Source organism: Microbacterium lacticum (assembly GCF_006716815.1).
In the GTDB taxonomy this organism is placed as follows: domain Bacteria; phylum Actinomycetota; class Actinomycetes; order Actinomycetales; family Microbacteriaceae; genus Microbacterium; species Microbacterium lacticum.
Genome location: NZ_VFPS01000001.1, coordinates 183,138 through 202,913, shown reverse-complemented (window position 1 = coordinate 202,913; position 19,776 = coordinate 183,138). Strand labels below are relative to the sequence as shown.

The following is a 19,776-nucleotide window of genomic DNA, read 5'->3' as shown; positions in this document are numbered from 1 at the left end:
GTCAGTCCTCCGATCCGGTGGCGTTCGCGGCGAACCGTGCGGTGACGGCCTCGCCGTGGGCGGGTAGCGCCTCGGCATCCGCCAGCGCGACGATCTCCGCGCCGACGGCCTCGAGTGCCGCACGGTCGTAGGCGATGACCTGCTGGGGACGGAGGAACGTCGAGGCCGACAGCCCCGCCGCGTAGCGCGCCTGACCGCCGGTGGGGAGAACGTGGTTACTGCCGGCGAGGTAGTCGCCGAGACTCACCGGCGACCACGCGCCGACGAAGACGGCGCCCGCGTTGACGAAATCCTCCGGGCGAGGGTCGACGACGTGCAGCTCGAGGTGCTCGGGCGCGTACGCGTTGCTGAACGCGGTGGCAGCGGCGCGGTCGTCGACGAGCACGACGGCCGACTGCGGACCCTCCAGGGCCGCGCGGGCACGGGCGCCGTTGCGGGTCGCGTCGACGCGTCGCTCCACTTCGGCACGCACGGTGCGCGCCAGGTCCTCCGACCAGGTGACCAGAACCGCAGATGCCTGTTCGTCGTGCTCCGCCTGACTGATGAGGTCGACGGCGATCAGCGAGGCATCCGCCCCACCGTCCGCGACGATGAGGATCTCGGTCGCGCCGGCCTCGGCGTCCGTGCCGACGACACCGGCGACGGCGCGCTTGGCGGCAGCAACGAAGTTGTTGCCGGGACCGGTGACCACATCGACCGGTTCGAGGCCGATCGAAGCGACGCCGTAGGCGTAGGCGGCGACGGCTCCCGCCCCGCCGAGCGCGTAGACCTCGTCGATGCCGAGGAGCTTCGCCGCGGCGAGGATGTCGGGGTGCACCCGCCCGTCGAACTCCGCCTGCGGCGGCGACGCGAGGGCGACCTCGCCGACGCCCGCGACCTGCGCGGGTACGACGTTCATGACGACGCTCGAGGGATACACGGCCTTTCCGCCCGGAACGTACACGCCGGTACGCCGCACCGGCTGCCAGCGCTGCTCGACGACGGCGCCCGGGCCGAGCTCGGTGACCACCGGCGCCGGCACCTGGGCCGCCGAGGCGGCGCGCACCCGGCGGATCGCCTCTTCGAGGGCGGCCCGCACGGTGGGATCGAGCCGCTCCAGCGCCTCGTCGAGGTGCGCGGCGGGCACGCGGATGTCGTGACCGGTGACCCGGTCGAAACGCTTGGCCTGCTCACGCAGCGCGTCTTCGCCGCGCTCCCGCACGTCCGCGACGATGTCGGCGGCCGCGCTCAACGCCTGGGCACGCGCCGCCTGGGCGCGCGGAACGGCGGCGAGCAGCTCGGCGGTGGACAGGTCGCGGCCGCGGAGGTCGATCGTGCGGAGCATCCGTAAAGGCTAACCGAACGCCGCGCGCGGTCAGCCGCGCGTGACGCCGGAGACGTCGGTCAGGTAGCCGATGCGGCCGTCTTCGTGACGCACGACGAAACGGTCGACGCGGTCTTCGATCACGAGCGCCCACGCGGTGGGTCCGATCGTGAAGATCGGGGTGCCGTTCTCGTCGACGACGTCGCGCTCGACCGGCGCGAGGGCCCAGAACGCCTGCGAGGCGGCGGGAGTGGACGTGGTCTCCGCGACCTCCGCGACGGGCTCCTCGACGACGCCCGCGGCAACCGTGTCGAGCGGCGTGATCTGCGTGGTGTCGCCGGCGGGCGACGCGTCCTCCGACGCCAGCCCGACCGGCGCGGCGGTGTCCGCGGCGGTGAAATCGCTCTCGGGGGCACCGGCGGGCGGTGTGGCGGCGGGCGCGGCCTGGGGGCGCGGGGTGCGCGGGCGCGCCACGATCGGGCGCGCGGGTCTCGCGACGCGGTGCGCGGGCACCTCGCGGCGGTGGCGGAAGTCTTCGCCGATCGTCGGGAACAGGGGCGCGAACACGGTCAGCAGCACGCCCGCGAGCATGAGGATGAACTCGACCCAGACGACCCACGTCGCGTAGAACAGGCGCTGGCCGGCCAGCGAGACGAACGAGGCCCAGAGGATGCCGAGCCAGACGACCATCGACACCGTGAACGCGACCGAGGCGAACTGGTCGATGCCGAGCGAGCCGACCCGGCGGATGCCCTGCGGCGACAGGCGGCGCAGCAGCAGCAGGAGGACGGCCACCGTCGGCACGCCGATCGTGAGCACCCAGTCGATGCCCGCGGTCCACACCGACGACCCGCCGACGTTGTAGATCGGGAAGAACGAGACGATGAAGGCGATCACCCAGATGCCGCCGAGCGCCACCTCGCGGACCGAGAACGGGCCGACGCCGTACTGCGGCGGGGCGGTCTCGTCGACGGCGTCGGGGCCGTCGGTGAGGGCGGCAAACGCCTCGCCGACCAAGTCGAACGTGACGTCGGGGTCGGCGGATGCCTCGGGCACGCGCCGGTCGAAGTCGGTCTCGGGGGGCTGGGGGGTGTTGTTCTCGTCAGTCACGATGATCGGTCCTTCCATGACGGTTCCGTCGCCTGCGATCCTACACACACGCTCGTCGCTCACCCCAGACACTGCGGTCCGAGCAGACCTTTGAGTTCGCCGTACAGATCGACCGACACGCCGACCCGGGCGGGCACCTCGAACACCTTCGCGGTGCCCGACTTGTGCAGCTTCAGTGTCACCTCGGTGCTCCCCGGATGCCGGGAGAAGACGCGGGCGAGTTCGCCCACCGTCGACTCGGTGGCGCGGTGTTCGGGCATGAGGAGGATCAGCGGACCGGAGGCGTCGACCGCGCCGAGATCGGGGGTGAAAGCCGACTGGCCGTGCAGGTTCAGCCCGTCGTCGCGGCGCGAGACGCGCCCGCGCACGACGAGGATCGAGTCGGCGACGAGCATCGACTGGAACTCGGTATAGGTCTTCCCCATGAACATCACGGTCACCTCGCCGTCGAAGTCCTCGACGGTGATCATGCCGTAGGGGTTGCCGCTCTGCTTGGCGACGCGGTGCTGCACGCTCGTGACGAGACCGGCGACCGTGACGATGTCGCCGTCGGAGACGTCTTCGTCGGCGAGCAGGTCGTGGATCGAGGTCGAGGCGTGCTTGGCGAGCGGGATCTCGAGGCCCGCGAGGGGGTGGTCGGAGACGTACAGACCGAGCATCTCGCGCTCGAAGGCGAGCTTGTCCTTCTTCGTCCACTCCGGGCGCGGCGGCACCTTCGGCGGCACGGTCTCCTCCGCGGCGTCGTACAGGCTGTCGAAGTCGAAGCCGATGGCGCCCTGCGCCTCGTTGCGCTTCCGGCCGACGGCCGCCTCCGTGGCATCCTCGTGGATCTCCAGCAGCGCCCGCCGGGTGTCGCCCATCGAGTCGAAGGCGCCGGCCTTGATGAGCGACTCCACGGTGCGCTTGTTGGCAACGTGCATCGGCACTCGGCTGAGGAAGTCGTGGAACGAGGAGTACGGCGCGTCGGTGCGGGCGGCGACGATGCCGTCGACGACGTTGCTGCCGACGTTGCGGACGGCGCCCAGACCGAAGCGGATGTCTTCGCCGACGGCGGCGAAGTAGCGGATCGACTCGCTGACGTCGGGCGGCAGCACCTTGATGCCCATGCGGCGGCACTCGTTGAGGTAGACCGCCATCTTGTCCTTCGAGTCGCCGACGCTCGTGAGGAGCGCCGCCATGTACTCGGCGGGATAGTGGGCCTTGAGGTACGCGGTCCAGTACGAGACGAGCCCGTACGCGGCGGAGTGCGCCTTGTTGAAGGCGTAGTCGGAGAACGGCAGCAGGATGTCCCAGAGCGCCTGGACCGCGCCCTCGCCGAAGCCGCGGTCTTTCATGCCGCCGGAGAAGCCCTCGTACTGCTTGTCGAGCTCGGACTTCTTCTTCTTGCCCATCGCGCGGCGGAGGATGTCGGCCTGGCCGAGCGAGAACCCGGCGACCTTCTGCGCGATGGCCATGACCTGCTCCTGATAGATGATCAGGCCGTAAGTCGTGTCGAGGATGTCGCGGAGGGGCTCTTCGAGCTCGGGGTGGATCGGGGTGATCGGCTGCAGGCCGTTCTTGCGCAGCGCGTAGTTGGTGTGCGAGTTCGCGCCCATCGGGCCGGGCCGGTACAGGGCGATGACGGCCGAGATGTCCTCGAAGTTGTCGGGCTTCATGAGCCGCAGCAGCGACCGCATCGGGCCGCCGTCGAGCTGGAAGACGCCCAGCGTGTCGCCGCGGGTGAGCAGGTCGTAGGCGGGGCGGTCGTCGAGGGCGAGGTGCTCGAGGTCGAGCTCCTCCCCCCGGTTCATGCGAATGTTCTCGAGCGCGTCGGAGATGATCGTGAGGTTGCGCAGCCCCAGGAAGTCCATCTTGATGAGGCCGAGCGACTCGCACGACGGGTAGTCGAACTGCGTGACGATCTGGCCGTCCTGCTCGCGCCGCATGATCGGGATGATGTCGAGCAGGGGCTCCGACGACATGATGACGCCGGCCGCGTGCACGCCCCACTGGCGCTTGAGGCCCTCGAGACCGGTCGCCCGGTCGAAGACGGTCTTGGCCTCGGGGTCGCTCTCGATGAGCGCGCGGAACTCGCTCGCCTCCTTGTACCGCTTGTGCTCGGGGTCGAACATGCCGCCGAGCTCCATGTCCTTGCCCATGACGGCGGGCGGCATGGCCTTGGTGAGCTTCTCCCCCATGCTGAAGGGGAACCCGAGCACACGCCCGGCATCCTTCAGCGCCTGCTTCGACTTGATGGTGCCGTACGTGACGATCTGCGCGACGCGCTCGGAGCCGTACTTCTCGGTGACGTAGTCGATCACCTCGCCGCGGCGCCGGTCGTCGAAGTCGACATCGAAGTCGGGCATGGAGACGCGGTCGGGGTTCAGGAACCGCTCGAAGATGAGTCCGTGCTCGAGCGGGTCGAGGTCGGTGATCTTCATCGCGTAGGCGACCATCGATCCTGCACCCGAGCCGCGGCCGGGGCCGACGCGGATGCCGTGGTCCTTGGCCCAGTTGATGAAGTCGGCGACGACGAGGAAGTACCCCGGGAACCCCATCTGCAGGATGATGCCGGTCTCGTACTCTGCCTGCTTGCGCACCTTGTCGGGGATGCCGTCCGGGTAGCGGTAGTGCAGCCCCGCCTCGACCTCTTTGATGAGCCAGCTGTCCTCGGTCTCGCCGTCCGGCACCGGGAAGCGGGGCATGTAGTTGGCGGCGGTGTTGAACTCCACCTCGCACCGCTCGGCGATGAGCAGCGTGTTGTCGCACGCCTCGGGGTGGTCGCGGAACATCTGGCGCATCTCGGCGGCCGTCTTGACGTAGTAGCCGTCGCCGTCGAACTTGAACCGGTTCGGGTCGTCGAGGGTCGAGCCCGACTGCACGCACAGCAGCGCCTCGTGCGCGTCGGCCTCGTGCTGGTGCGTGTAATGCGAGTCGTTGGTCGCCACGAGCGGGATGTCGAGGTCTTTCGCGAGCCGCAGCAGGTCGGTCATCACGCGGCGCTCGATCGAGAGCCCGTGGTCCATGATCTCGGCGAAGTAGTTCTCCTTGCCGAAGATGTCCTGGAACTCCGCCGCCGCCGCGCGCGCCGCGTCGTACTGCCCGAGCCGCAGGCGCGTCTGCACCTCGCCCGACGGGCAGCCGGTCGTGGCGATGAGCCCGGAGCCGTAGGTCTGCAGGAGCTCGCGGTCCATGCGGGGCTTGAAGTAGTAGCCCTCCATGCTCGACAGCGAGCTGAGCCGGAACAGGTTGTGCATGCCCGCGGTGTTCTGGCTCCACAGCGTCATGTGCGTGTAGGCGCCCGACCCGGAGACGTCATCGCTCTTCTGGTCGGGTGAACCCCACTGCACACGCGACTTGTCGCTGCGGTGCGTTCCGGGGGTGACGTAGGCCTCGAGCCCGATGATCGGCTTGACCCCGGCGGCCTTGGCCGCGTTGTAGAACTCGAACGCCGCAAACGTGTTGCCGTGGTCGGTGACGGCGATGGCGGGCATGCCGTAATCGGCGGCCGCCTGGGTCATCGCACCGATCTTCGCGGCCCCGTCGAGCATCGAGTATTCGCTGTGCACGTGCAGGTGAACGAAGGAGTCGGATGCCACCTGACGAGTCTACGGCGACCGTCTGACACCGGGGCTGAGGGCCCTCGGAGCGGCAGGATCTCGCACGGCCGGACCTAGGCTGAGGGCATGGCCACGCCTGATTTCGTCCTGTCGCTGCGCGAGCACATCGGCCACGCTCCCCTGCCGCTGGTCGGGGTGACCGCCGTGATCGTGCGGGACGGCGAGGTGCTCCTCGGCCGCCGCGCGGACAACGGCGCGTGGCAGTGCGTGTCGGGCATCGTCGACCCCGGTGAGGAGCCGGCGGATGCCGCGGTGCGCGAAACGCTCGAGGAGGCGAGCATCGTGGTGCGGGCGACGCGGCTCGCCCTCGTGCAGCAGCTCGACCGCATTACGTACGCCAACGGCGACCAGGTGGACTACCTCGATCTCGTCTTCCGGTGCGTGTGGGTGACGGGCGACCCGCACCCCGCCGACGGCGAGCTGACCGAGGTGGGCTGGTTCGCGCTCGACGATCTCTCCCACGTCGACGAGTTCCACCGGCGGAAGATCGCGGCAGCCCTGCGCGACACCGAGAGCGCGGAGTTCTTCGGCGGCCAGTGACCGGCGGCGCCCAGAGGCGCGCGGTGCCCGGCGACGCGAGGCGGCGCCGGGCGCCGCATCCGCGCCCGCGCGAGGCCTACTGACCGCGCCGCCGCAGCAGCTCTTCGCGCACCTCGCGGCGCTGCACCTTGCCCACCAGGGAGCGCGGCAGTTCGTCGAACTCGACGATGGTGCGCGGAACCTTGTACCCGGTGAGGTGACCGCGGGTCCACTCGCGGATCCCATCGTCGTCGAAGACCGCCCCGTCGCGCAGCGCCACCGCGGCGGCGACCTGCTCGTCGCCCGAGGCGCGCGGCAGCCCGACGACGGCGGCGTCGACGACGTCGGGATGCAGCATGAGCGCCTGCTCCACCTCGCTCGGGCTGATGTTGAAGCCGCCCGAGATGATGAGCTCCTTCAGCCGGTCGACGACCGTGATGAAGCCGTCGGCATCCGCCGTCACGATGTCGCCGGTGCGCAGCCAGCCCCCTTCGAGCAGGGTGCGCGCGGTCTCGTCGGGTTGGTTCCAGTACCCCTGGAAGACCTGCGGCCCCCGCACGAGCAGTTCGCCCGGCTCGCCGAGCGGACGGTCGGCGGTGGGATCGTCGGGGTCGACCACCCGGATCTCGGTGCTCGGGAACGGCACCCCCACGGTGCCGACGCGCCGGCGCGGTCCCATCGGGTTGCCGAGACTGATCGGCGAGGACTCGGTCATGCCGTACCCCTCGACGAGGATGCCTCCGGTCGCCGCCTCCCAGCGCTGCACGGTGGATGCCGGGAGGGCCATGGCGCCCGAGATCGCGTTGCGGAGCGTCGACAGGTCGACCTTCTGGCGCACCGTCGCCCGCGCGAGGGCGTCGTAGATCGGCGGCACGGCCGGGAGGAACGTGGGGGGCGTCCGCCGGATCGCGTCGATGGTCATCGTGACGTCGAAGGTCGGGAAGAGCACGATCCGCGCGCCGATCGACAGCGCGGTCGTGAGGCACAGGGTCAGCCCGTAGGCGTGGAAGAGCGGCAGCACGCCGTAGAACACCTCACGGCCGAGGACGAGGTCCGGCACCCAGGCGACCGACTGCGCCGCGTTCGAGCGGAGGTTGCGGTGGCTCAGCACTGCCGCCTTCGGGCGCCCCGTCGTGCCGCTCGTGAACTGCAGCACCGCGGTGTCGTCGAGGGTCGGACGGCTCGCCGCCTTCGGCAGGCGGCGCCGGCCGAGCTTCGCCCACGGCAGGATGCCCTTCGCGGTCGGGCGCGCGGTGAGCGCGGCCCGCTTCTCCCGCGCCGAGCGCACGGGCAGGCGGAGGAGCGCCCGCAGACGCCACGGCATGGCATCCGGCAGCGTCACCGCGACGATGTGCTGCGGACGGATGTCGGAGGGGAACTCCGCGACGACGTCGGCGACCGCGTCCCACACGATCGCGACCTTCGCGTGGTGCACCTCGAACAGGTGGCGGAGCTCGGGCGGCGTGTAGCGGGGATTGTGCTCGACGACGATCGCGCCGAGGCGCTGCGCCGCGTAGAACGCGACGACGTGCTGCGGGGCGTTCGGCAGGATCAGCGCCACCCGGTCACCCGCCCGCACGCCGAGGCGCCAGAGCCCCGCCGCGGCGCGGGCGACCTCCTCCCCGAGCTCGCGATAGGTGGTCACCGCGCCGAAGAACTCCAGCGCCGGGCGGCGAGGGTAGCGGGCGACGGCGTCGTCGAGCATGTCGACGAGGGTCTGCGTGACCGGCTCGATCTCGGCGGGCACCCCGTCGGCGTAGGCGGCGAGCCACGGGCGTGCGCTGAGCTGATCCATGCTCCGAGCGTAGACACCCGAGCGTGCGCGCAGGGGCATGCGTTCGGGCGTCGAGACCCGCCGGGGCTTAGCCGCGCAGCACCTCGAGCGCGTGGGCGAGGTCGGCCGGGTCGTCGCTCGTGAACGTCACCCACTCCGTCGTCACCGGGTGCGCGAACGAGAGCTCGTGCGCGTGCAGCCACTGCCGGGTGAGCCCGAGCCGGGCCGACAGGGTCGGGTCGGCGCCGTACAGCGGATCGCCGACGCACGGATGCCGGTGCGCCGCCATGTGCACGCGGATCTGGTGGGTGCGTCCTGTCTCGAGATGAATCTCGAGCAGGGATGCCGAGGGAAAGGCCTCGATCGTCTCGTAATGCGTGATCGAGTCCTTGCCGTCCGGCGTCACGGCGAACTTCCATGAGTGCGAAGGGTGCCGCCCGATCGGCGCGTCGATCGTGCCGGCGAGCGGATCGGGGTGACCCTGCACGACGGCGTGGTAGATCTTCTCGACCTCGCGCTCCTTGAACGCGCGCTTGAGCGCGGTATAGGCGCGCTCGCTTTTGGCGACGACCATGAGCCCGCTCGTGCCGACGTCGAGGCGGTGCACGACACCCTGGCGCTCGGCGGCACCGGTCGTCGCGATGCGGTAGCCGCCCGCGGCGAGGGCACCGAGCACGGTCGGACCCTCCCAGCCCACGGAGGGATGCGCGGCGACCCCGGCGGGCTTGTCGACGACCACGATGTCGTCGTCGTCGTAGACGATGCCGAGGTCGGGCACGGCGATCGGCACGATCTCGGGCTCGCGGCGCTCCTGCCAGTCGACGTCGAGCCACGAGTCGGCGCGCAGCTTGTCGCTCTTGCCGAGGGCGCGGCCGTCCAGCCGCACGCCGCCCGACTCGGCGACGTCCGCGGCGAAGGTGCGCGAGAAGCCGAGCAGCTTCGCGAGGGCCGCGTCGACGCGGACTCCATCGAGTCCTTCGGGGACGGGAAAGCTGCGGGAGGGCACGCTAGAGGTCCGTGCGACGCGCGGTCGAGGCATCCGCGTCGTCCGCAGCGGCGTCGTCGGTCGCGGCGGTGTCGGCGGCCGGAGTCTCCTTCACGGCGCGCGGCTCACGCGTGCCGTCGAGGCGCACGCCGAGGAGCACCAGCAGGGCGACGCAGATCATCATCGTGACGATGAACATGTCGGCGACGTTGTAGATCGCCGGCATCATCCACGGGGTGTAGATGAAGTCGATGACATGGCCGATCGCGAAGCCGGGCTCGCGCAGCAGGCGGTCGGTGAGGTTGCCGAGGATGCCTCCGATGAGGAGCCCCAGGACGATCGCCCACCAGCGCCCGCGCACCCGCGTGGCGGCGAGGAAGACGATGAGCAGCGCGGCGGTCGCGAGGACGATCGTGAACACCCAGGTGACACCCTCGCCGAGCGAGAACGCCGCGCCGGAGTTGCGCGTCAGATAGAACTGCAGCACATCGCCCCATACCGGGACGATCTGCTGATACGGCAGGTTCTGCAGAGCGAGATGCTTCGTGAACTGGTCGACGGCCAGCACCACCACCGCGAGGATCGCGATGACGATGCCGGCCGTCGTGGGACGCAGTCGTCGTGTGCGGCCTTCCACCGGCCCGCTCAGGAAGCCGAGACGGACGAGCCCGAGGTCGCGCCGGCGACGTCGAGGTCGCGCAGCTTCTCCTCGATGAAGCCGCGCAGCTGCGAGCGATAGTCACGCTCGAACTGACGCAGTTCGCTGATGCGGGTCTCGAGGGTCGCGCGCTCGGCGTCGAGGCGGGCGACCTCGTCGCGGCCCTTGGCTTCGGCGTCGGCGAGGATCGAGGCGGCCTCGGCCTGGGCGTCGGAGATCAGCTTGTCGCGCTGGGCCTGGGCGTCGGAGATCAGCTTGTCGCGCTGGGCCTGGCCCTCGGCGACGTGCTCGTCGTGCAGGCGCTGGGCGAGCTCGATGATGCCGGCCGAGGCGGCGGCACCACCGGTGGCGGGAGCCGCGGCGACCGGAGCGGGAACCTCTTCGACGACGGCCTCGGGCGCGGTCTCGACGACGGCGACCGGAGCGGCGGCGGCCGCTGCGCCCGACTCGAGCTCGGCGACGCGCGCCTTGAGCTCCTCGTTCTCGGCGATCGTCTTGCGCCACTCGACGACGATCTCGTCGAGGAAGTCATCGACCTCGTCCGGGTCGAAGCCCTCCTTGAAGCGGACGTGCTGGAACTGCTTGGTGACGACGTCTTCGGGGGTCAAAGCCATGGTGTTTCCTCTTTCGGGGCTCACGACGCGAACCGATCGGGGCGGACCGCGATCCGCGGTCCGGTACTGGAACAGCATAGTCCGCACACCTGAGGCGTGCGAGAAGCCCGTCACATGCGGGCGATGGCACCCGTGATCGACAGGAGCACGAACACGACGAGCATCGTGATCGGAAAACCGAGGTCGAGCGCGATCGGTCCGATCCGCAGCGGCCGGATCAACCGCCGGAAGAAGCGCAACGGCGGATCGGTGACGGTGTAGACGACCTCGGCGAGCACGAGGCCGAATCCCTTCGGCCGCCACTCGCGGTTGAAGATCGGGATGTACTCGAGGATGAGACGGGCGAGCAGGAACAGCAGGTAGATCAGCAGCAGCGTGTTGAGGACGGCCGCCGCCAGGCTCATGAACTGCACGACTACTGCGCGAAGGGTGCCGCCTCGGGGTCGGCCGGCGCCAGGGTGCCGTCGCCCGAGATCGCGACGTTCTCGGGCGAGAGCAGGAACACCTTGCTGGTGACCCGCTCGATGCGCCCGTAGAGACCCAGCGACAGACCGCTCGCGAAGTCGATGAGACGGCGCGCGTCGGCGTCGCTCATCTGCGACAGGTTGATGATGACGGGGATGCCGTCGCGGAAGTTCTCGGCGATCAGCTGCGCGTCACGGTACTGCTTGGGGTGGACGGTCAGGATCTCGCTCACCGTGCCGGCCGTGGGCTGACGCACGACGGCGGGGCGGTGCAGCGGCGTCACGGGAGCCGCCTTCTCGACGACACGCTCGGTGCGCTCGCGGCGCACGGGCGCCTCGGCGACCGGCTCGTCGTACACCTCTTCCTCGTCGGCGAGGCCCAGGTACACCATGGTCTTCTTGAGCGGGTTCGACATCGCATCCTCCGTTTGCTCGTCTGTGTCGAGGTTAACCGTGGGCGGGGCGCGCGCCCGTGATTGCCGTACCGATCCGCAGGTGTGTCGCGCCCGCGGCGATCGCCTCGGCGAAGTCGCCCGACATGCCCGCGGAGATCCACGCGGCATCCGGCACCACCGCGCGCACGGCGTCGGCGGAGGCGGCAAGGCGGGTGAACGCCGCCGCCGGGGCCTCGCCGAGCGGCGCGACGGCCATGACCCCGCGCAGCCGCAGCGACGGACAGCGCGCGGCGATGTGCTCGGCGAGCCGGGCCGTGCCGGCGGGCGCCACTCCCCCGCGGCCGGGGTCGTCGGTGAGGTTCACCTGCACGCAGACATCCAGCGGGTTGCCGTCCGGGTCGGCGGCGTGCAGCGCATCGGCGAGACGGTCGCGGTCGACCGAGTGGACGGCGTCGGATGCCGCGCGCACGGCCCGCGCCTTCTTCGTCTGCACCTGGCCGATGAAGTGCCAGCGCACTCCGTCGAGGTCGGCGAGCTCGGCGCGCTCGGCGGTGATCTCCTGCTGCCGGTTCTCGCCGACGTCGCGCACGCCGAGCGCGGCGAGGTCCACGACCAGCTGCGCCGGGTGGAACTTCGTCACGACGATGCGCGTGAGCTCCGCCGGGTCGCGGCCCGCCGACCGCGCGGCATCGGCGATGCGCGCGTCGACGTCGGCGAGCCGCTGCGCCAGCGTGGAGCTCACTTGAGGAAGTCGGGGATGTCCAGGTCGTCGGCGCCGTAGACGGACTCGTGCGAGTCGGTCGAGGCCGACACCGTCACCGCTTCGCGCTCCCCCGCGTCGGCGACCCGGGCCGCCTCGTCGGCCGGCACCGCCGGCACGACCGGTGCGACGGCGGGACGCTGCGTCGTGATCGGCTCGATGCGCGCCTGCGGCTCGCCGCCGTCGAAGCCGGCGGCGATGACGGTGACCCGCACCTCGTCGCCGAGCGTGTCGTCGATGACCGTTCCGAAGATGATGTTCGCCTCGGGGTGCGCCGCCTCGCGCACGAGCTGCGCGGCGTCGTTGATCTCGAAGATGCCGAGGTTCGAGCCGCCCTGGATCGACAGCAGCACGCCGTGCGCGCCCTCGATGGATGCCTCGAGCAGGGGCGACTCGACGGCGAGCTCGGCCGCCTTGATCGCCCGGTCGGCGCCGCGGGCGGAGCCGATGCCCATGAGCGCGGAGCCCGCCCCCTGCATCACCGACTTGACGTCGGCGAAGTCGAGGTTGATGAGACCCGGCGTCGTGATGAGGTCGGTGATGCCCTGCACGCCGGCCAGGAGCACCTGGTCGGCGGTGGCGAACGCCTCGATCATCGAGATGCCGCGGTCGCTGATCTCGAGGAGACGGTCGTTCGGCACGACGATGAGGGTGTCGACCTCTTCCTTGAGCTTGTTGACACCCGCCTCTGCCTGGCTCTGCCGGCGTCGACCCTCGAACGAGAACGGACGCGTCACGACACCGATGGTCAGGGCGCCGATCGACTTGGCGATCCGCGCGACGACGGGCGCGCCGCCGGTGCCGGTGCCGCCGCCCTCGCCCGCCGTGACGAAGACCATGTCGGCGCCCGCGAGGGCCTCCTCGATCTCCTCGGCGTGGTCCTCCGCAGCACGGCGACCGACCTCGGGGTCGGCGCCCGCACCGAGTCCGCGCGTGAGCTCGCGGCCCACGTCGAGCTTCACGTCGGCGTCGCTCATCAGCAGCGCCTGCGCGTCGGTGTTGACGGCGATGAACTCGACGCCCCGCAGCCCGAGCTCGATCATCCGATTGACGGCGTTCACGCCGCCGCCACCCACACCCACGACCTTGATCACCGCGAGGTAGTTCTGGTTCTGGCTCATGCCGGCCTCCATTGTGTCCCGAACCCTGACTGTCAAACCTTGAACCTCAAGTTGAGGTTTAAAGAATTGCCGAGTATGCAATTCCTTGATTGAAAGTAAGCGGCACGGATGCCGCGTCCGGCGAGGCGGTGGGCGTGTCGCGCAGAAACCCGTGCACCGGTCGGAGAACCGGCAGCCGTCGCCGATCGGGGCGACAGATCGCGAGCGGGGTCAGCGCATGACGACGGCGTTCGGCGACGACACGTCGTAGCTCGAGACGCCGTCCGGCGGGCGCGCCGTCATCGCCTTGGCGAGCACGACGGCCTTGTACGCCGAGTCGTCGGCGTTGCCCCAGACGACCTCGGTGCCGGTGCCGCCGAGCGTGAGGGTGACGTCGTTCGCGGTCGTCGCCGTCATGTCGGTGACCTGCGCGCGGATGTCGGCGGGGAGGGAGCGGAAGACGGTGCCGATGGCCCGGAAGGCCTCCGACCCCACGCCGCCGGAGGCGACGATCACCGGATGCCCGGGCGCCGGATCGGGCGTCGTCGAGAGCGCGACCCCCGCGGCATCCACGAGCGTGTACCCCGCTGCGGAGCGGATCGAGCCGATCGGGGTGCGCTCGACGATCCGGACGACGAGCTCGTGCGGCGGCCGCGCCTCGAGCGTGTACGACTCGACGAGCGGGAAGGCGACGAGCACGGCCTTGACCGCCGACGAGTCGACGAGCGGCAGCGGGGTGCCGAGCTGGCCGGCGAGCGCGGTCTCCACGGTGGCGGCATCGAGGCTGCTCGTGCCGACGACGCTCACCTTGTCGACGGCGAAGAGCGGACTGTAGGCCGCGCCGATCGTGCCGAGCACGAGCAGCAGCAGCGCGGCGAGCGAGACGCCCCACAGCAGGCGGCGACGGCGTTGGCGAACCGTGAAGCGGCGCACCTCGGCACGGAGCGCGCGACGACGCGCGCGGGCCGCTGCCCACACGTCGCGCACGCCGATGCCATCGGCGGCCGAGTCGTCGTCGTCGTCCGCCGCAGGGCCGATACCGCCCGGTCGACCGTCCGCCGCGGGCCGGCCTGCGGGCGTGTCCACGCGCGGACGCGTCGGCGCGGTCGCGGTGGCCGACGGCGCAGGACGGGCCGGGCTGCCGAGTGGACGGGGTGCGGGCAGGAGGTCGGGCCCGCCGAACAGCTCGTCGACCGCCGCGTCGTCGGCGCTCTCCGCCGTGGGCTCGGCGGCGGAGACGCGGGACGCGGAGGCATCCGCCGATCGACCGCGCGCGGGGCGGCGGGCGGGCTCGTGCCGCGCGGCCTCTTCCGCGGGGATCGGGCCGGGCCGGCGCATCCGCTACGCCCCGGTCTCGACGGCGGGCTCGGCCGCGAGGGCCTCGAGCACCTGCGGGATGATCTGGTAGACGTTGCCGCAGCCGAGCGTGATGACGTAGTCGCCCGGTCGGGCGATGGATGCCGTGTAGTCGGCGGCCTGCTGCCAGTCGGGCACGTAGTGCACGTGCTCGGGGTCGGCGAACGCGTCGCTGACGAGCGCTCCGGTCACGCCCGGCACCGGGTCTTCGCGGGCGCCGTACACGTCGAGCATGACGGTGTGGTCCGCGGCCGCCTCGAGCACCTCGGCGAACTCGCGGTACATCTCCTGCGTGCGCGAGTAGGTGTGGGGCTGCTGGATCGCGATGAGGCGCCCCGCACCGACGACGCTCCGGGCGGCGGCGAGGGCCGCGGCGACCTCGGTGGGGTGATGCGCGTAATCGTCGTACACGCTCACGCCCCGGCGCACGCCGTGCAGCTCGAACCGGCGCACCGTTCCCGCGAATCCCTCGACGGCGCGCAGGGCCGGCTCGAGGTCGTAGCCGAGGGTGAGCAGCACCGCGACCGCACCGGCCGCGTTGACCGCGTTGTGCGCGCCGGGGACGGCGAGCCGACCCGGGGCGGAGACGCCCTGGTGCGTGAGGGTGAACGAGACCGGGCCCTCGGTGGTGATGTCCGAGACGCGCACGTCGGCGGAGGCATCCTCACCGAAGGTCACCACGTGCGGGTGGCTGAGCGCCGCACGCACCCGGGCCGCGCCGGGGTCGTCGGCGCTGATCACGACGGCCTCGCGGGCGTCGTCGCCGAAGCGCACGAACGCGTCGTAGAACGCGTCGCGGGTGCCCCAGTGGTCGAGGTGGTCGGGGTCGACGTTCGTGATGAGCGCGATCGACGTGTCGTAGAGCAGGAACGTGCCGTCCGACTCGTCGGCCTCGATGACGAACAGGTCGTCGGAGCCGGTGCCGCTTGAGACGCCGAGGTCGGCGATCACTCCCCCGCTGACGAACGTGGGGGCGGTGGCGAGGGCGCGGAGGGCCGTGACGATCATGCCCGTCGAGGTCGTCTTGCCGTGCGCGCCGGCGACGCTCACGAGGCGACGACCGCCGATCAGCCAGTGCAGGGCCTGCGAGCGGTGGATGACGTGCAGGCCGCGCTCCTTGGCGAGGAGGAACTCGGGGTTCTCCGGCCAGATCGCGCCGGTGTGGATGACGGTGTCGGCGTCGTCCGGCAGGTTCGCCGCGTCGTGCCCGACGTGCACGTCGGCGCCGCGCGCGGCGAGCGCGCGGAGGGCCGCGCTGTCGGCACGGTCCGAACCCGACACCCGGATGCCACGGTCGAGGAACATCCCCGCGAGCCCCGACATGCCGGAGCCGCCGATGCCGATGAAGTGCGCGGCGGTGATCTCGTCGGGGATCGGGAGGGTCAGGTCGGGTCGAATCATGGCCCGACAAGTCTAGGTCGGCCCGCGCGGACCAGGCGCTGCGGCGCGCTGGCGTCGAAGGTCGGGCACACACCGTCCATCGGCGATGGAATTGTATTGACACATTGATACAAAGCGCATACAAAAGAGTCATGAGCGACACCGGCCTCACCTCGCGGAGCGGTCCGGGCTCCCGCTCGACGAGCGGACGGGCACCCAGCTGGCAGCGAGGTTCCGACGTCAGTCGATCGCGGAGCTGATCGCGGTGCTCATCGCGCTCGCTGCCTGCGCCCCTCTCTTGCTCACACCGCTCGGCTCCGGGACCACGTTCGTCTTGGCCGTGATTCTGCCGGTGATGATCGCCGTCGTCATCGCCGACGCATTCATCGTCGTCCGCCGACCCGTGTTCACCCCCGAGCCGGGCGCCCCGCGCGTCGCGCACGTGCGCGCCCTCCGCGCCGTCGACTATCTCGGGCGCGGTCGCATCGCGCTGCCGTGGATCCTCGCCCTCGGCGCCGCCGTCATCACTGCCGCTGCGGTTGTGGCGAGCACGGTCGCACGGAACACTCCGCTGCAACCGGCCTTCCTCCTCGGCGGGGTCATCGGGAGCGTCGTGGCGCTCGGCGCGTGCACCGCCCTGCCCCTCCTCGACCGGCGCATCCTCGCCTCACCGCAGCGCGAGAGCACGCCCGTCGATCTCGCGTGGGACGACGTCGTGCGGACGGCATCGATGAACACCGTCCGCCTCGCCGTCTCGTCGATCGGCCTGTTCGCCGCCGCCTGCACGATCAGCGCTTACATTCCCGCTCACGGTGGATGGTCGGGCCTTCTGTTCATCGTCGCGTCCTGGCTGCAGCTCGCCCTCGGTCGCGTTCTCCCCGCCGACGGGCGCGGCCTCGCCGCGGATCTGCGCCCCGCGACCCCGCAGCGATTCCCCCTCGAGGCATCGTGATCGTCATCGATCCGCGCTCACCCGTCCCCCCGTACGAGCAGCTGCGGGAGCAGCTGTTCGGCGCCGTGTCGGCCGGCGAGCTCGCGCCCGGTTCGCGCCTGCCGACGGTGCGTCGCCTGGCCGACGATCTCGGTCTCGCGCCGGGCACGGTGGCGCGCGCCTACCGCGAGCTCGAGACGAACGGCGTGATCGAGACGCGCGGGCGCAACGGCACCTTCGTGGCGGCGACCGCCGACGACGCGACCCGGCTCGCCCAGCAGGCCGCGTGGGCGTTCGCCGAACGGGTGCGGGCGCTGCGCCTGACGACGGACGAGGCGATCGCGTACGTCACCGCCGCACTGCGCAGCGAGCCCACACCCTCCTGAGGAGCGCGGCCCGCCAGGCGGAGCCGTCAGGGGCCGAGGGCCTCGTCGATCATCGCGACGACGTTCTCGGTGCCGGCGCGGGTGCCGACGGTCGCGGTGGCGGCGCGCATCGCGGCGAGGGCCTCGGGGTCGCTCAGCAGCGTCACCACCTCCTGGCGCGCGCGGTCGGGGGTGAACTCCCCGTCGGGGATGAGTCGGGCCGCGCCCGCGCGCACCGCCGCGGCCGCGTTGAGCGCCTGCTCGCCGTTGCCGACCGCGTAGGGCACGTACACGGCGGGGATGCCGAGCGCGGTCACCTCGCTCACCGTCGCCGCACCCGAACGCGCGACGACGACGTCGGCGAGGGCGAACGCCAGGTCCATGCGGTCGAGGTACGGCACGACACGGTAGTCGGGGTGCGCGCTGTCGACGATCTCGTTGCGCTCCCCCGCCGCGTGCAGGATCTGCCACCCCGCGGCGACGATCTCCGGCCACGCCTCGGCCAGGGTCTCGTTGAGACGCCGCGCCCCGAGCGACCCGCCGAAGACGAGGAGCACCGGCCGCGTGGCATCCAGCCCGAACGCCGCGGCCGCCTCGGCGCGGAGCGCCGCGCGGTCGAGGTCGACGATCTCGCGCCGGAGCGGCATGCCGACCACGCGCGCACCGCGCAGCGGCGTGCCCTCGAAGACGACCCCGGTGCCGGCCGCCCGCCGCGCCCCGAGCACGTTCGCGAGGCCCGGCCGCGCGTTCGCCTCGTGCACCACGTACGGGATGCCTTCGCGTCGCGCCGCGACGTAGGCGGGCGCCGAGGCGTAGCCGCCGAACCCGACGACGACGTCGACGCCGCGCTCCCGGATGTGCCGGCGCACCTGCGCGACCGCGCGCGACCAGGCCACCGGGAACCGCACCGCCGCCGCGTTCGGGCGTCGCGGGAAGGGCACCTTGTCGACGATGAGCAGCTCGTAGCCGCGCTCGGGGACGAGGCGCGCCTCGAGCCCCTCCTTCGTGCCGAGGACGAGAACGGATGCCTCGGGCTCCCGCGCGCGTAGCGCGTCGGCCACGGCGAGGAGCGGGTTCACGTGCCCGGCGGTGCCGCCGCCGGCCAGGAGGTACGTCGTCGAAGCGTGCGGGGTCACCCGCCGAGCCTACTCGTGCGGGCTCAGCGGACGCGGCGTGCGGGCGCGGCGACGGCGGGCGCCGCGGCGGGGGGCTGGGGCAGGGTGCGGGCGAACGAGAGCAGCACGCCGCAGGCGAGGAGCACCGAGAGGAGCGACGTGCCGCCCTGCGAGAGGAACGGCAGCGGCACGCCCAGCACCGGGAAGAGGCGGAGCACGACGCCCGTGTTCACGATCGCCTGACCGACGATCCACACGATGATGCCGCCCGAGACGATGCGGATGAACGGGTCGTGGGTCTTGCGGATGATGTGGAACGCGCCGACCGCGAAGAGGGTGAACAGCACGAGCACGACGGCGCAGCCGATGAGCCCCAGCTCCTCGCCGAGGATGGCGAAGATGTAGTCGTTCGACTTGGCGGGGAGCCACCCGTACTTCTCGCGCGAGTTGCCGAGCCCCAGGCCGAACAGTCCGCCGTTCGCGAGCGCCCACACCCCGTGCACCGCCTGGTAGCAGTCGCCGACGGCGGCGTTGTAGCAGGCGGTCGAGTCGAAGTTCACGAGGCTGCTCATGATGCGCGCCATGCGGTTCGGGCTCGTCACGGCGAAGTACACCGCCGCGAAGATGACGAGGAGGAGCGGCACGAGGAACATGCGCAGGCGCACACCGGAGAAGAAGAGGCATCCGAGCAGGATGGCCATGAGGATCAGGCCGGTGCCGAGGTCGTGGCTGCCGACCGCGACGAGCCCGATGACGAGGCCGCCGACCGGCACGACCGGGATGAACACGTGCTTCCACGAGCGCAGCAGCGACTGCTTGCGGTAGAGCACGTAGCCGAGCCACAGCGCGAGGCTGAGTTTCAGGAACTCCGACGGCTGCGCCTGGAAACCCGCGATCTGGATCCAGTTCTGGTTTCCGTCGTTGGTCACACCCAGACCGGGGATGAAGACGAGGAGCTGGAAGAGCGTCGCGAGGATGAGCGCCGGCCAGGCGATCTTCTTCCAGAAGCGCACCGGCATCCGGCTGCAGAGGAACATCAGCGGGATGCCGATGATCGCGAACGCCGCCTGCTTCATGACGACCTCGAACGGGCTGTCACCGGCGGCGACGGAGGTCGCCATGGTGGCCGAGAGGACCATCATGAGACCGAAGCCGGTGAGGATCAGCGCCGTGGAGGCGATGAGGAGGAACTCGCTCGGCACCGGCGCGAACACGCGGCCGAGTGAGACGCGGGCGGCGAATCCGGTGCCGGTCTCGCCCGAGGCATCCACCGCCGGCGCGTCCTCGCGCGTGTTCGTGGGCGCGGTCGTCAGCGGACGGCGCCCGGTCGTGGTCGTTGCCACCGGCA

Annotated in this window: 18 protein-coding genes; 3 read left to right on the top strand and 15 right to left on the bottom strand. The window is 71.2% G+C overall.

Translation table 11 applies throughout. The features are described 5' to 3' along the window. Nucleotide 1: 1 nt before the first annotated feature. The 3 genes from hisD to dnaE are packed head-to-tail and all read right to left on the bottom strand — an operon-like array spanning nucleotide 2 to nucleotide 5,943. A complete protein-coding gene (gene hisD / locus FHX68_RS00970) occupies nucleotides 2-1,324 on the bottom strand; it encodes a histidinol dehydrogenase (RefSeq protein WP_141378687.1) in 1,323 nt (440 codons plus the stop codon). A 30-nt stretch (nucleotides 1,325-1,354) separates the two neighbouring features. Continuing rightward, entirely contained in the window at nucleotides 1,355-2,431 is a 1,077-nt protein-coding gene (locus FHX68_RS00965; RefSeq protein ID WP_229661380.1) for a hypothetical protein, read from the bottom strand. A 41-nt stretch (nucleotides 2,432-2,472) separates the two neighbouring features. Then, a complete protein-coding gene (gene dnaE, locus FHX68_RS00960; protein ID WP_229661385.1) occupies nucleotides 2,473-5,943 on the bottom strand; it encodes a DNA polymerase III subunit alpha in 3,471 nt (1,156 codons plus the stop codon). Nucleotides 5,944-6,078: 135 nt separating this feature from the next. Here dnaE and FHX68_RS00955 point away from each other — a divergent pair, with 135 nt between their 5' ends. Further along, nucleotides 6,079-6,552, top strand: coding sequence for an NUDIX hydrolase (locus tag FHX68_RS00955; protein ID WP_141378683.1), 474 nt, complete (start codon nucleotides 6,079-6,081; stop codon nucleotides 6,550-6,552). Nucleotides 6,553-6,628: 76 nt separating this feature from the next. Here FHX68_RS00955 and FHX68_RS00950 read toward each other — a convergent pair whose 3' ends face one another. The 10 genes from FHX68_RS00950 to murC all read right to left on the bottom strand — a co-directional run bounded on the left by FHX68_RS00950 (nucleotide 6,629) and on the right by murC (nucleotide 16,038). After that, nucleotides 6,629-8,326, bottom strand: a complete 1,698-nt coding sequence (locus tag FHX68_RS00950; protein ID WP_141378681.1) for a long-chain-fatty-acid--CoA ligase — start codon at nucleotides 8,324-8,326, stop codon at nucleotides 6,629-6,631. Nucleotides 8,327-8,393: 67 nt separating this feature from the next. Beyond that, nucleotides 8,394-9,311, bottom strand: a complete 918-nt coding sequence (locus FHX68_RS00945; RefSeq protein WP_141378679.1) for an RluA family pseudouridine synthase — start codon at nucleotides 9,309-9,311, stop codon at nucleotides 8,394-8,396. A 1-nt stretch (nucleotide 9,312) separates the two neighbouring features. Beyond that, nucleotides 9,313-9,927 carry a signal peptidase II gene (gene lspA / locus FHX68_RS00940; protein WP_229661381.1) on the bottom strand — a complete coding sequence of 205 codons (615 nt, stop codon included), beginning with the start codon at nucleotides 9,925-9,927 and terminating at the stop codon, nucleotides 9,313-9,315. 8 nt (nucleotides 9,928-9,935) lie between these two features. After that, complete coding sequence (locus FHX68_RS00935) at nucleotides 9,936-10,562, bottom strand: DivIVA domain-containing protein (protein WP_141378675.1); 627 nt, start codon at nucleotides 10,560-10,562, stop codon at nucleotides 9,936-9,938. A 110-nt stretch (nucleotides 10,563-10,672) separates the two neighbouring features. Next, on the bottom strand, nucleotides 10,673-10,975 hold the full coding sequence (locus tag FHX68_RS00930; protein ID WP_174799048.1) for a YggT family protein: 303 nt from the start codon (nucleotides 10,973-10,975) through the stop codon (nucleotides 10,673-10,675). A gap of 2 nt (nucleotides 10,976-10,977) precedes the next feature. Beyond that, the gene (locus FHX68_RS00925; RefSeq protein WP_141378671.1) at nucleotides 10,978-11,442 is read right to left on the bottom strand and encodes a cell division protein SepF; all 465 of its coding nucleotides are present in this window, start codon (nucleotides 11,440-11,442) and stop codon (nucleotides 10,978-10,980) included. A 31-nt stretch (nucleotides 11,443-11,473) separates the two neighbouring features. Continuing rightward, nucleotides 11,474-12,163: a YggS family pyridoxal phosphate-dependent enzyme gene (locus FHX68_RS00920; protein WP_141378669.1), complete on the bottom strand. Its 690-nt coding sequence runs from the start codon at nucleotides 12,161-12,163 to the stop codon at nucleotides 11,474-11,476. Further along, a complete protein-coding gene (gene ftsZ, locus FHX68_RS00915; RefSeq protein ID WP_141378667.1) occupies nucleotides 12,160-13,302 on the bottom strand; it encodes a cell division protein FtsZ in 1,143 nt (380 codons plus the stop codon). The genes FHX68_RS00920 and ftsZ overlap by 4 nt, the downstream gene beginning before the upstream one ends. Before the next feature lie 210 nt (nucleotides 13,303-13,512). Then, the gene (locus FHX68_RS00910; protein ID WP_141378665.1) at nucleotides 13,513-14,619 is read right to left on the bottom strand and encodes an FtsQ-type POTRA domain-containing protein; all 1,107 of its coding nucleotides are present in this window, start codon (nucleotides 14,617-14,619) and stop codon (nucleotides 13,513-13,515) included. A 3-nt stretch (nucleotides 14,620-14,622) separates the two neighbouring features. Further along, nucleotides 14,623-16,038 (bottom strand): UDP-N-acetylmuramate--L-alanine ligase, encoded by a 1,416-nt coding sequence (gene murC, locus FHX68_RS00905; protein WP_141378663.1) that lies wholly within the window; start codon nucleotides 16,036-16,038, stop codon nucleotides 14,623-14,625. A 319-nt stretch (nucleotides 16,039-16,357) separates the two neighbouring features. Here murC and FHX68_RS15400 point away from each other — a divergent pair, with 319 nt between their 5' ends. Together FHX68_RS15400 and FHX68_RS00900 are read left to right on the top strand one after the other, a co-directional pair. Beyond that, on the top strand, nucleotides 16,358-16,969 hold the full coding sequence (locus tag FHX68_RS15400; RefSeq protein ID WP_211345035.1) for a hypothetical protein: 612 nt from the start codon (nucleotides 16,358-16,360) through the stop codon (nucleotides 16,967-16,969). Then, nucleotides 16,966-17,334: a GntR family transcriptional regulator gene (locus FHX68_RS00900; protein ID WP_211345034.1), complete on the top strand. Its 369-nt coding sequence runs from the start codon at nucleotides 16,966-16,968 to the stop codon at nucleotides 17,332-17,334. Before FHX68_RS15400 ends, FHX68_RS00900 begins: the two co-directional genes overlap by 4 nt. Before the next feature lie 26 nt (nucleotides 17,335-17,360). On the opposite strand, the gene murG is transcribed toward FHX68_RS00900, so the two are convergent. Continuing rightward, nucleotides 17,361-18,449 carry an undecaprenyldiphospho-muramoylpentapeptide beta-N-acetylglucosaminyltransferase gene (murG, locus tag FHX68_RS00895; protein WP_141378659.1) on the bottom strand — a complete coding sequence of 363 codons (1,089 nt, stop codon included), beginning with the start codon at nucleotides 18,447-18,449 and terminating at the stop codon, nucleotides 17,361-17,363. A gap of 23 nt (nucleotides 18,450-18,472) precedes the next feature. Beyond that, complete coding sequence (gene ftsW / locus FHX68_RS00890) at nucleotides 18,473-19,771, bottom strand: putative lipid II flippase FtsW (protein ID WP_373288664.1); 1,299 nt, start codon at nucleotides 19,769-19,771, stop codon at nucleotides 18,473-18,475. Nucleotides 19,772-19,776 lie beyond the last annotated feature (5 nt).

Bases quoted from the DNA above. Each gene is read 5' to 3' on its own strand.
- hisD (WP_141378687.1), bottom strand. From the start codon at position 1,324: ATGCTCCGCACGATCGACCTCCGCGGCCGCGACCTGTCCACCGCCGAG.
- FHX68_RS00965 (WP_229661380.1), bottom strand. From the start codon at position 2,431: ATGGAAGGACCGATCATCGTGACTGACGAGAACAACACCCCCCAGCCC.
- dnaE (WP_229661385.1), bottom strand. From the start codon at position 5,943: ATGCTCGACGGGGCCGCGAAGATCGGTGCGATGACCCAGGCGGCCGCC.
- FHX68_RS00955 (WP_141378683.1), top strand. From the start codon at position 6,079: ATGGCCACGCCTGATTTCGTCCTGTCGCTGCGCGAGCACATCGGCCAC.
- FHX68_RS00950 (WP_141378681.1), bottom strand. From the start codon at position 8,326: ATGGATCAGCTCAGCGCACGCCCGTGGCTCGCCGCCTACGCCGACGGG.
- FHX68_RS00935 (WP_141378675.1), bottom strand. From the start codon at position 10,562: ATGGCTTTGACCCCCGAAGACGTCGTCACCAAGCAGTTCCAGCACGTC.
- FHX68_RS00925 (WP_141378671.1), bottom strand. From the start codon at position 11,442: ATGTCGAACCCGCTCAAGAAGACCATGGTGTACCTGGGCCTCGCCGAC.
- ftsZ (WP_141378667.1), bottom strand. From the start codon at position 13,302: ATGAGCCAGAACCAGAACTACCTCGCGGTGATCAAGGTCGTGGGTGTG.
- FHX68_RS00910 (WP_141378665.1), bottom strand. From the start codon at position 14,619: ATGCGCCGGCCCGGCCCGATCCCCGCGGAAGAGGCCGCGCGGCACGAG.
- murC (WP_141378663.1), bottom strand. From the start codon at position 16,038: ATGATTCGACCCGACCTGACCCTCCCGATCCCCGACGAGATCACCGCC.